The following is a 12,366-nucleotide window of genomic DNA, read 5'->3' as shown; positions in this document are numbered from 1 at the left end:
GTCGCGGCGGAGCGTGCCGGTGACCACGGCACGCGCGCCCGCGGCGGCGACGGTGTCCTCCAGCCCGGCGACGAGGACGGGATGCGCACCGACCTCCACCAGGGCCCGGTGGCCCGCGGTGAGCAGGGTCCGGACGGCCTCCTCCAGCCGGACCGTGCCGCGCAGGTTGCGGTACCAGTAGCCGGAGTCGAGCTCGGCGCCGGTGACCCACTCGCCGGTGACGGTGGACAGGAAGGGCACCTGCGGTGCGAGCGGTGTGATCCCGGCCAGCTCGTCGGCGAGCTCGGACCGGATGTCCTCGACGTGCGCCGAGTGCGAGGCGTAGTCCACGGCGATCCGGCGGACCCGGACGCCGTCGGACGCGAGGGCCTCGAGGAGCTCGTCGAGGGCGGCGGAGTCACCGGACACCGCGACCGCGCCGGGCCCATTCACCGCGGCCAGCGAGAGCCGCTCACCCCACGGCTCGATCCGGGCCGCGACCTGCTCGGCGGGCAGCGCGATCGAGGCGATGCCGCCGCGGCCGGACAGCCGCCGCGCGATCGCGAGGCTGCGCCGGGCGACGACCGCGGCGCCGTCGGCCAGGCTCAGCGCCCCGGCCACGCACGCCGCGGCGATCTCGCCCTGGGAGTGTCCGACGACCGCGTCCGGCTCGACGCCGAGGGAGCGCCAGAGGGCCGCCAGCGAGACCATCACCGCCCAGGACGCGGGCTGCACGACGTCGACCCGGTCCAGGGTCGGGGCGCCGTCGACCTCGCGGAGCACGTCGAGCAGCGACCAGTCGACGTGCGGGGCCAGCGCGGCCGCGCACTCGGCGAGGCGCTCGGCGAAGACCGGGGACTGTTCGGCCAGCCGGGCCCCCATGCCGGCCCACTGCGCACCCTGGCCGGGGAAGACGAACGCGACCGGACCCGCCAGGTCCGCGACCCCGGTCACGACGTCCGCGGCCGCCGGGTCCGCCAGGGCCGCGGTCATCGCGGCGGTGTCGCGACCGACCACCACGGCGCGGTGCTCGAAGGCCGTTCGTGTGGTGGCCAGCGAGAACGCGACGTCCGCTGCGGCCGCGGGGACGGCCTCGAGGTGGGCACGCAGCCGCGCCGTCTGGTCGGCGAGCGCCTCCGCGGTCCGCGCCGAGAGGGGCCAGGCGACGACGGGGCCGTCGGCGGCCGGGGGCTCGGTCGCCATGGGTCCGGTCGCGGTGGGCACGGTCGCGGTGGGCCCGGTGGCCGGCTCCTCGGGCGCCTCCTCCAGGACCAGGTGCGCGTTGGTGCCGCTGATGCCGAACGCCGAGACCGCGCAGCGGCGGGGGCGCTCGCCGCGCGGCCAGGGACGCGCCGTGGTGAGCAGCTCCACGGCACCGGCGTCCCAGTCGATGTGCGACGAGGGCGTGCCGGCGTGCAGGGTCCGCGGCAGCAGGCCGGCCCGCAGCGCGAGCACCATCTTCAGCACGCTCGCGACGCCCGCCGCGGACTGGGTGTGCCCGATGTTGGACTTCACCGAGCCCAGCCACAGCGGCCGCTCCGCGTCGCGGTCGCGGCCGTAGGTGGCGAGCAGCGCCTGGGCCTCCACCGGGTCGCCGAGCGCGGTGCTGGTGCCGTGAGCGTCGACCGCGTCGATCTCGTCGGCGGCGAGCCCGGCCGCGGCCAGCGCGGCCCGGATGACCCGCTGCTGCGACGGCCCGTTCGGGGCGGTGAGCCCGTTGGAGGCACCGTCCTGGTTGACCGCGGAGCCACGGACGACCGCGAGCACCTCGTGGCCGTGGCGGCGTGCGTCGGAGAGCCGTTCGACCAGCACGACGCCGACGCCCTCGGACACGGTCATGCCGTCGGCGTCGTCGGAGAACGCCTTGCACCGGCCGTCGCGGGCCAGCGCGCGCTGCCTGCTGAACGCGATCAGCGGCTTCGGGTTCGGCATGACCGTGACACCGGCGGCGACCGCGAGGTCGGACTCGCCCGACCGCAGTGATGCCACGGCCAGGTGCAGCGCGACCAGCGACGACGAGCAGGCCGTGTCCACCGTGACCGCCGGGCCCTCCAGCCCGAGCACGTAGGACAGCCGCCCGGACAGCACGCTGGGCAGGGTGCCGGTGACCTGGTAGCCCTCCGAGCCCTCCTCGCTGCCGCCGTACTCGGCGTAGCTGGCACCGACGAAGGCGCCGGTACGGGTGCCGCGCAACCCGGCCGGGTCGATCCCGGCCCGCTCGATCGACTCCCAGGTCGTCTGCAGCAGCAGCCGCTGCTGCGGGTCCATCCCGAGCGCCTCGCGCGGGCTGATCCCGAAGAATCCGGGATCGAAGTCGCCCGCCTCCGGCAGGAACCCCCCGGCCAGCGAGTAGGTCGCGCCGGGGGCGTCCGGGTCGGCGTCGAGCAGGGCGGCCACGTCCCACCCGCGGTCGGCCGGGAACTCGGTGATGGCGTCGACGCCGTCGTCGAGCAGGGCCCAGAACTCCTCGGGGGTGCCGGCGCCGCCGGGGAACCGGCAGCTCATCCCGACGATCGCGATCGGCTCGTCGGCCGGGCCCGCGGCGTGGACGGGGGTGTGCGGGGGGCCGTCGACCGCGGGGTCGGTCACCCCGCCGAGCTCCCCGTCCAGGAACGCGGCGAGCACGGCCGGGGTGGGGTGGTCGAAGACCAGGGTGGCGGGCAGCTCGAGGCCGGTGGCGTCGCCCACCGCGCGGCGCAGCTCGACCGCGGTCAGCGAGTCGACACCGAGGTCGCGGAACGGCAGGTCGAGGTCGATGCCCTCCGGGGAGTCGTGTCCGAGCACCGCCGCGGCGGCGGCGCGGACCAGCGTGACGATCCTGCGGCGGCGCTCGGCGGGGGCCAGGCCGCGCAGCTCGCCGGCACCGGCACCGGCCGGGGCGGCCGCGGTCACCGGTGCCGTCCGCTCTGCGAGGTCGGCGAGCAGCGGGCTGGGGCGCACCGAGGTGAACACGGGCAGGTAGCGGGCCCAGTCGACGTCGGCGACCGTGACGGTGGTGTCCCCGTCGGCCAGCGCCCGGACGAGCTCGTCGAGGGCCGCGTCCGGCGCGAGCAGGGCCAGCCCGCGACGGGTGAGGTCGTCGGCGGTGTGCTCGGCGGCCATCCCCACCTCGGCCCACGGTCCCCACGCCACCGAGGTGGCGGTCAGGCCGCGGGCCCGGCGGGACTCCGCGAGGGCGTCGAGGTGTGCGTTGGCGGCCGCGTAGGCCGTCTGCCCGCCGCTGCCCCACACTCCGGCGATCGAGCCGACCAGCAGGAACAGGTCGAGGTCGCGGTCATCGAGCAGCTCGTCGAGCAGCTCGGCGCCGGTGGCCTTGGCGGCCAGGACGGCGGCGAGCTCGTCGTCGGAGGTCTCGGCCAGTGCCGTGCGCTGGCCGAGACCGGCGGCGTGCACGACCCCGGTGAGCGGCAGCTCGTCGTCGCCCGCGGAGTCCAGGACGGCGGCGAGCGCATTGCGGTCGGCCGCGTCGCAGGCGGCGAAGCGGACCTCGGCCCCGCGGGCCTCCAGGTCGGCGCGCAGCTCCTCGGCGCCGGGGGCGTCGGGACCGCGGCGCCCGGTGAGCACCAGCCGCCCGGCACCGAGGTCGGCGAGCCGCCCGGCGATGGCGGCACCCAGGCCTCCGGTGCCACCGGTGACCAGGACGGTGCCGTGCACCCGGTACTGCTCGGGCAGCGGACGTCCGGGGCGCCGCGCCAGCCGACGGGCGAGCAGACCGGTGTCGCGGACGGCGAGCTGGTCCTCCCCCAGCCCGGACAGTGCCGACAGCACTCCCGCGGGCACCTCGGTCGGGTCGCCGCCTGCGGGCAGGTCGACGGTGCCGCCCCAGCGGTGCGGCAGTTCCAGGGCGACGGCCCGGCCGAACCCGGCGACGGCCGCCTGGTGCGGCGAGCGGGCCAGGTCCCCGCCGCCGGTGCCCACGGCCCCGCGGGTGATCGCCCACAGCGGTGCGTCGACCGCGCGGACGGCGGCGACGGTGAGTGCGAGCCCGCCCGAGAGCAGCGGGTGCGCCGACCCGTCGGCGGCGAGCAGCGACACCGCGCCGCTCCAGCGGCCCGACGGTGCGGCGCCGACCCGCTCGGCGAGCACGGCGTGGTCGGTGCAGGAGGCGTCGACCTCGACGAGGTGGACCCGGGCGCCGTGCACGCTCATCGCGTCGCGCAGGGCGGCCGGGTCGAGCACGCCGGGGGCCGGCGCGCCGGCGGCCGGGGCGAGCAGCAGCCAGTCGCCGTCGAGCACCGGGCTGTCGGTGACCCGCACCGGGCTCCAGGTGACCCGGTAGCGCCAGCCGTCGAGCTGTGTGCGCCGACGGCTGCCCGAGCGCCACGACGACAGGGCGGGGAGCACCGCGTCGAGCGCGGCGCGGTCGCCGGCGGGCAGCCGCAGCAGGGCGCCGAGGTCCTCGGCGTCGCCGCGGTCGACGGCGTCCCACAGTGCCCCGTCCGCCGCCCCGCCCGCAGTGGTGCCCCGGGCCGGGCCGAGGTCGGCGACCGGCCAGAAGTGGGTGTGCTGGAAGGCGTAGGTGGGCAGTGCGACCCGTCGGGCTCCCGGGTACGGCGCGGCCGGCTCGGTGGCGACGCCGTCGACGTGCAGCCGGGCCAGCGCGGCCAGCGCGCAGAGGTCCTCCTCGCGGCCGGCGCGCAGGACCCCGGTGACGGTGGCCGTGTCGCCGAGCACCGCCCGGACGGCGGGGGCGAGCACGGTGTCCGGTCCCACCTCGACGACGGCGCCGGTGCCGGCGTCGCGCAACGCCGCGACCGCATCGGCGAACCGCACGGTGGAGCGGACGTGGGCGACCCAGTAGTCCGGCGAGGCCAGGTCGCCCGCCACGGCCGGTGCCCCGGTGACGGTGGAGACCATCTCCAGTGCGGGCTCGGCGAACGTCAGACCCTCGACGACCCGGCGGAACCCGTCGAGGACGGGCTCCATCAGGGGCGAGTGGAAGGCGTGGCTGACGTCGAGCCGGGTGGTGCGGCGGCCCTGCGCGGCGAACGTGGCGGCGACCCGCTCGGTGGCGTCGGCGGCACCGGAGAGCACGACCGAGGTCGGCCCGTTGACCGCCGCGACCGCGACGCCGTCGGTGAGCGCGGCGCGTGCCTGCTCCTCCGTGGTCTCGACGGCGATCATGGCCCCGCCGTCGGGCAGGGCGTCCATCAGGCGGCCGCGGGCGGCGACGAGTGCGGCGGCGTCGGCGAGGTCGAGGACCCCGGCGACGTGCGCGGCGGCGATCTCGCCGACCGAGTGCCCGCCGACCCGCGCCGGGCGCACGCCCCAGGAGGTGAGCAGGCGGTAGAGGGCGACCTCGACGGCGAACAGCGCGGGCTGGGCGTAGCGGGTCCGTCCGAGCAGCTCGGCCTCGGCGCTGCCCTCGGCGGCGTGCAGCACCTCGTACAGCGGGCGGTCCAGGTGCGGGTCGAGTGCGGCGACGACCTCGTCGAGGGCGGTGGCGAACGCGGGGAACCGCTCGCGCAGCCGCGCCCCGGCGCCGGCGCGTTGGCTGCCCTGTCCGCCGAACAGCACGGCGACCGGTCCCGCGGCCGCGGCCCGTCCGGTGAGGACGCCGGGATCCGGCTCGCCCGAGGCGAGTGCTGCGAGCCCGCGCAGCACCCCGTCCCGGTCGTCGGCGACGACCGCGGCCCGGTGCTCGAACGCCGACCGGGTGGTGGCCAGCGAGAACGCGACGTCGGCGAGGTCGGCGCCGGGCTGCTGCTCCAGCCGGGCGCGCAGCCGTGCGGCCTGGTCGCGGACGGCGCCCTCGGTGCGCCCGGACACGTGCAGCGCCACGGCGCCGGTGCCGGGGTCGATCACGGTGGGCGCCGCGGCGGGGGTCGGCGGCGCCTGCTCCAGCACGATGTGGGCGTTGGTGCCGCTGATCCCGAAGGAGGACACCGCGGCCCGGCGGAGGCGGCCGGCCTCCGGCCAGTCCGTGGGCTCGGTGACCAGGTCGACGGCGCCGGACTCCCAGTCGACGTGCCGCGACGGCGTGCCGACGTGCAGGGTGCGCGGCACCCGGCCGTGCCGCATCGCCTGCACCATCTTGATCACCCCGGCGACACCGGCCGCGGCCTGCGTGTGCCCCAGGTTCGACTTCACCGAGCCGAGCAGCAGCGGGGTGTCCCGGTCCTGCCCGTAGGTGGCCAGCAGCGCCTGGGCCTCGATCGGGTCACCGAGCACCGTGCCGGTGCCGTGGGCCTCGACCACGTCGACGTCGGCGGTGGTCAGCCCGGCCGAACGCAGGGCCTGCCGGATGACGCGCTGCTGCGCCGGGCCGTTCGGCGCCATCAGGCCGTTGGAGGCGCCGTCGGAGTTGACCGCGCTGCCCCGGACCACGGCGAGCACCTCGTGCCCGTTGCGGCGGGCGTCGGACAACCGCTCCAGGACGACGACGCCGACCCCCTCCGCCCAGCTGACGCCGTCGGCGGCGTCGGAGAACGCCTTGGACCGTCCGTCCGGTGCGAGCCCGCGCTGCCGGGAGAACTCGATCAGCGCGACGGGGGTGGACATGACGGTGACGCCGCCGGCCAGTGCGAGCGAGCACTCCCCCGCCCGCAGTGCCTGCATCGCCCAGTGCATCGCGACCAGCGACGACGAGCAGGCGGTGTCGAGGGTGACGGCCGGGCCCTCCAGCCCGAGGGTGTAGGCGACGCGACCGGAGACGATGCTCGGCGAGGTGCCGCTGCCCTGCATCCCCTCGGACGGGGCCGTGCCCGCGCCGTAGTCGCTGTACATGACCCCGGCGAACACCCCGGTCCGGGTGCCGCGCAGGGTGCCGGGGTCGATGCCGGCGTGCTCGACGGCCTCCCAGGAGGCCTCGAGGAGCAGCCGCTGCTGGGCGTCGGTGGCGAGCGCCTCGCGCGGGCTCATGCCGAAGAACGCGGCGTCGAACTCGCCGGCGTCGTGCAGGAACCCGCCGGAACGGGTGTAGGACGTGCCGGGGTGGTCGGGGTCGGGGTGGTAGAGCGCGTCGAGGTCCCAGCCGCGGTCGACCGGCAGTCCGGACACCGCGTCGCGGCCCTCGTCGACCAGCCGCCACAGCTCGTCCGGGCCGCCGACGCCGCCCGGGTACCGGCAGCCCATGCCGACGACGACGATCGGGTCGTCCGCGGTCCGGGCCGCGGTGGTCGCCGGCGTCGAGGTGTCCGCGGTGACGGCGGCGCCGGCGAGCTCGGTGGTGACGTGTCCGGCCAGCACCCGCGGTGTGGGGTGGTCGAAGACCAGGGTGGCGGGCAGCCGCAGTCCGGTCGCGGCACCCAGGGAGTTGCGCAGGTCGACCGCGGTCAGCGAGTCGAACCCGAGCTCGGAGAACGGGCGGTCGGGGTCGATCTCGTCGCCGCCGGTGTGCCCGAGCACCGCGGCCACCCGGCCGCGGACCAGCTCCAGCACCGCGGCGGCACGCTCGTCGCCGGACAGGGCCGCGAGCCGGCGGGCCAGCGAGCGGGAACGTTCGGTGCCCGCGGCGGAGCGGCGGGCACCGCGGACGAGGCCGCGCAGGAGCGGCGGGACCTCGGGCAGCCCGCGCAGCACCGACAGGTCGAGCGGGAGCGGCAGGACCAGCGGGGCCGGCCCGGGGACGGCGGCGTCGAGCAGGGCCAGCCCCTCCTCGACGGCGACGGCCGGCATCCCGGCCCGGCGCAGCCGCTCGGGCTCGGCTCCGGCGAGCATGCCGGGGCCGTCCCAGGCGCCCCACGCCAGCGATGTCGCGACGAGCCCGGCGGCGCGCCGGTGCGCGGCGAGTCCGTCGAGGAAGGCGTTCGCCGCCGCGTAGCTGGCCTGGCCGGGGGTGCCGAGGACACCGGCGGCCGAGGAGAACAGCACGAACGCGGTGAGCTCCCGGTCGGCGGTGAGCTCGTGCAGGTGCCAGGCGGCGTCGGCCTTCGGGGCGAGCACCCCGCTGACGCGCCCGGCGGTCAGTCCGTCGACGACGCCGTCGTCGAGGACACCCGCGGCGTGCACGACCGCGGTGACCGGGTGCGCGTCGAGCAGCGCGGCGACGGCGTCGCGGTCGGTCACGTCGCAGGCCACGACGGCCACGTCCGCGCCGAGGCCGGTCAGCTCGGCGGTGAGCTCCGCCGCGCCGGGGGCGTCCGGGCCGCGGCGCCCGGCGAGCACGAGGCCACCGACGCCGTGCTCGGTGACCAGGTGCCGGGCGACGAGCGCGCCGAGCCCGCCCGTGCCGCCGGTGACCAGGACGGTGTCGGCCGGACCCCAGCCGGGGGTGTGGTCCTCGGCCGGGGCGGGCAGCCGGACGAGCCTGCGGGCGTGCACCTCGCCGTCGCGGCAGACGATCTCCGGCTCGTCGACGGCGAGCGCGGCGGGCACCAGGTCGGCGCGCCCGTCGGCGGGGCCGGGGTCGAGCAGGGCGAACCGGCCGGGGTGCTCGGCCTGGGCCGAGCGGACGAGGCCGCGCACCGCGTCGGCGGCGGGCCCGTCGCCGTCCGGGACGACGACGAGCCGGGTGTCGGTGACCGCGTCGCAGGCCAGCCAGTCCTGCAGCAGTGCCAGCACCGCGGCGGTGGCGGCGTGCGCCCCGGTGACCGGGTCGTGGACGTCCCCGGTGGCCACCGGGGCGACGACGACCGGCACCCCGGCGGCCTCGGCGGCGGTCGCGACGACCGGGGTCCTCGGGTCCAGTCCGAGCTCCGCGACAGCGGTGGCCGGGCCGAGCAGCGCGGTCTCGGGGACCGGGGTGCCCGCGGCCGGGGTGACGACCGTGCTGCCGATGCCGTACAGCGCGCGGGGGCGGGCACCGGGCTCGGGCACGGCGGCGTCGGCGAGCGGGCGCAGCGCCAGGGACTCGACGGTCGCGACCGGCTCGCCGTCGGGGTCGCGGACGTCGATGGCGACCCCGCCCGCGACGGGCGTGAGCCGGGCCCGGACCGCGGTGGCGCCGGAGGCGTGCAGGCTGACGCCCTGCCAGGAGAACGGCAGACCACCGGTGTGCTCCCCGGGTCCGGCCTCGCCGAGCAGCGCGGTGGCGTGCAGCACGGCGTCGAGCAGCGCAGGGTGGATGCCGAACCCGTCGTGCTCGGTACCGGCCGGCAGCTCCACCGCGACGTCGACGCCGGATCCGGCGCCCGCCGCGGGGTCGACCGGCGTCGCCGTGCGCAGTCCGCGGAAGACCGGGCCGTAGCCGAAGCCGTGCCCGGCCAGGCGTTCGTAGAGCTCGGCGCCGTCGACGACGTCCCCGTCCGCCACGCTCCGGTCGGGTCGCGCACCGGGCCCGGAGGCACCGGTCGCGAGCAGACCGGTGGCGTGGGTGATCCACGGGTGCTCGTCGTCGTCGGCCGGGCGCGAGTGGATCCGCACCTCGCGGACCCCGTCCGGGTCGGCGTCACCGACCCACATCTGCACCTGGACGGCACCACGCTCGGGCAGCACCAGCGGGGTGGAGAGGGTGAGCTCCTCGACGCGGTCGCACCCCGCCTCGTCGGCGGCCCGGACGGCGAGCTCCAGGAACGCGGTGCCCGGCAGCAGGACGGTGCCGTGCACGACGTGGTCGGCGAGCCACGGGTGGCTGTCGACCGACAGCCGCCCGGTGAGCAGGGTCCCGCCGGCGCCGGCGAGCGACACGACGGCGGACAGCAGCGGGTGTCCGCTGGCGCCCTGCCCGGCGGCGCGCAGGTCACCCGCGCCGGACGGACGGCGCGGCCAGTAGCGCCGGCGCCGGAAGGCGTAGGTCGGCAGCGTGGTGCGGCGCGCACCGGTGCCGGCGAACCAGGCGGCCCAGTCGACGCCGACGCCGCGCAGGTGCAGCCCGGCGGCGGCCGCCGCGGCGGTGACGGTCTCGTCGTGCCCGGCGCGGAGCACCGGCAGCGCGGTGACGGCCGCACCGCTGTCGGCGGCGCGGTCACGGACCATGGGGGTGAGCGCGGCGTCCGGGCCGAGCTCGACGACGACGCCGGTGCCGTGCTCGATCAGCCAGCCGACGGTGTCGGCGAACCGCACCGTGTCGCGGACCTGGCGGACCCAGTGCTCCGGCGAGCCGAGCTCGTCGAGGGTGGCCTGGGTGCCGGTCACCGACGACACGACGGGGACGAGCGGCTCCCGGACGGTCAGCCCGGCGACGACCTCGCGGAACTCGGCCAGCACCGGGTCGGCGTGGTGGGAGTGGAAGGCGTGCGAGACGCGCAGCCGGGTCGTGCGGTGGCCGTCGCCGGCGAGCCGCGCGGCGGCCTCGGCGACGGCGTCGGCGTCGCCGGACAGCACGACCGACCGGGTGCCGTTGACCGCGGCCAGCGCCACCTGCTCGCCGAGCAGGCCGGTGACCTCCTCCTCGCCCGCGTCGACGGCGACCATCGCCCCGCCGGCGGGCATGCCCGCCATGAGCCTGCCGCGCGCCGTGACCAGCGCGGCGGCGTCGGGCAGGTCGAGGACACCGGCGACGTGCGCGGCGGCGATCTCGCCGACCGAGTGGCCGGCGACGGCGTCGGGGACGACCCCCCAGGACCGGACCAACCGGTACAGCGCGACCTCGACCGCGAACAGCGCGGGCTGGGCGTAGCCGGTGGCGTCGAGCGCGTCGGGGTCCTCGCCCCACAGCACCTCGGTCAGCGGGCGGTCCAGGTGCCGGTCGAGCTCGGCGACGACCTCGGAGAGCGCCTCGGCGAAGACCGGGAAGCGGGCGGCGAGGCGGCGCCCGGCGCCGATCCGCTGGGCGCCCTGGCCGGTGAACACGAACGCGGTGCGGGTGCGCGGCCCGGCGGTGCCGAGCAGCACCGCGGGGTGCGGCTCGCCCGTCGCGATCGCCCGCAGCCCGGCGCGCAGCCGGTCGGGATCCTCGGCGACGACCGCGGCCCGGTGGTCGAGCGCGGCGCGGGTGGTGGCGGCGGAGAAACCCAGGTCGAGCAGCGGGGCGGGCGCGTCCCCGTCGAGCGTGTCGAGCAGCCGCTGCGCCTGGGCCCGCAGCGCCTCGGCGCCGCGCCCGGACAGCAGCACCGGCACCGCGGCGGCGGTGTCGGCCACGACCGGGGCAGGTGTCTCCGGGGCGGGGGTCCCACCGTCGTCGCCCGCGGGGTCGGTGTCGGTGGCGGGGGCCGGGTCCGGTGCCTGCTCCACGATCACGTGGGCGTTGGTGCCGGAGAGCCCGAACGACGACACCCCGGCCCGCCGCGGTCGTCCCCGGTCCGGCCAGGCGACCTGCTCGCGGACCAGCTCGACGGCGCCGCTCGACCAGTCCACCTTCGTCGACGGCGTCCGCACGTGCAGCGTCGCGTGGACGACGCCGTGCTGCAGGGCCAGCACCATCTTGATGACACCGGCGACGCCCGCGGCGGCCTGGGTGTGCCCGAGGTTGGACTTGACCGAGCCGAGCAGCAGCGGCTGTTCGCGGCCGCGGCCGTAGGTCGCGAGCAGCGCCTGGGCCTCGATCGGGTCGCCGAGCGCGGTGCCGGTGCCGTGGGCGTCGACGACGTCGACGTCGACGTCGTCGACGCCCAGCCGCGACTGCGCCAGCGCCTGCGTCAGCACCCGCTGCTGGGACGGTCCGTTCGGCGCGGTCAGCCCGTTCGAGGCCCCGTCGGAGTTCACCGCCGAGCCGCGCAGCACCGCGAGCACGTCGTGGCCGTGCCGCTGGGCGTCGGAGAGGCGTTCCAGGACCAGCACCCCGACGCCCTCGGACCAGCCGGTGCCGTTCGCGTCGTCGTCGAAGGCGCGGCAGAAACCGTCCGCGGCGAGCCCGCCCTGGCGCCCCATCTCGGCGAAGGTGACCGGCCCCGACATCACGGTGACCCCGCCCGCCAGGGCCAACGAGCACTCCCCCGCCCGCAGTGCCTGCGCCGCGAGGTGCAGCGTGACCAGCGACGACGAGCAGGCGGTGTCCACCGTGACGGTCGGCCCGACCAGGCCGAGGACGTAGGAGACCCGGCCGGACAGCACACTGCTCGCCGTCCCGGTCAGCTGGAAGCCTTCGGCCTCCTCCGGACCGATCGGGTACTGCTGGCCCATCGCGCCGGCGAAGACACCCGTGTCGCTCCCGCGCAGGGTGCCGGGGTCGATCCCGGCCCGCTCCAGCGCCTCCCAGGTCACCTCCAGCAGCAGCCGCTGCTGCGGGTCCGTGGCGACGGCCTCGCGCGGGGAGATGCCGAAGAAGTCGGCGTCGAAGTCGGGGGCGTCGTAGAGGAAGCCGCCCACGTTCGCGTCCGGGTCGGCCCCCAGGGCGGCCAGGTCCCAGCCGCGGTCGTCGGGGAACGGGCCGATCCCGTGCCCGCCGTCGGACAGCATCCGCCACAGCGCCTCGGGACCGTCCACCCCGCCGGGGTAGCGGCAGCCGATGCCGACGACCGCGATCGGCTCGTGCGCGGCCGCCTCGACGTCCTGCAGCCGCTTGCGGGTGCGTCGCAGATCCGCGCTCGCCCGCTTCAGGTAGTCCCGGAGCTTCTGTTCGTTGTCCAT

The 12,366-nt window shown here is 77.5% G+C and carries 1 protein-coding gene (running past one end of the window); it reads right to left on the bottom strand.

The annotated features are described in order from the left end of the window. Nucleotides 1-12,366, bottom strand: the beginning of a protein-coding gene (locus Ae331Ps2_RS21140; RefSeq protein ID WP_075329779.1) for a type I polyketide synthase. 15,804 nt of this gene lie to the left of the window's left edge; the window shows 12,366 of its 28,170 coding nt (coding positions 1-12,366); it begins with the start codon at nt 12,364-12,366; its stop codon lies beyond the left edge, outside the window.

The organism is Pseudonocardia sp. Ae331_Ps2, from assembly GCF_001932405.1.
Taxonomy (GTDB): Bacteria; Actinomycetota; Actinomycetes; order Mycobacteriales; family Pseudonocardiaceae; genus Pseudonocardia.
This window is presented reverse-complemented; position numbering and strand designations above follow the sequence as displayed.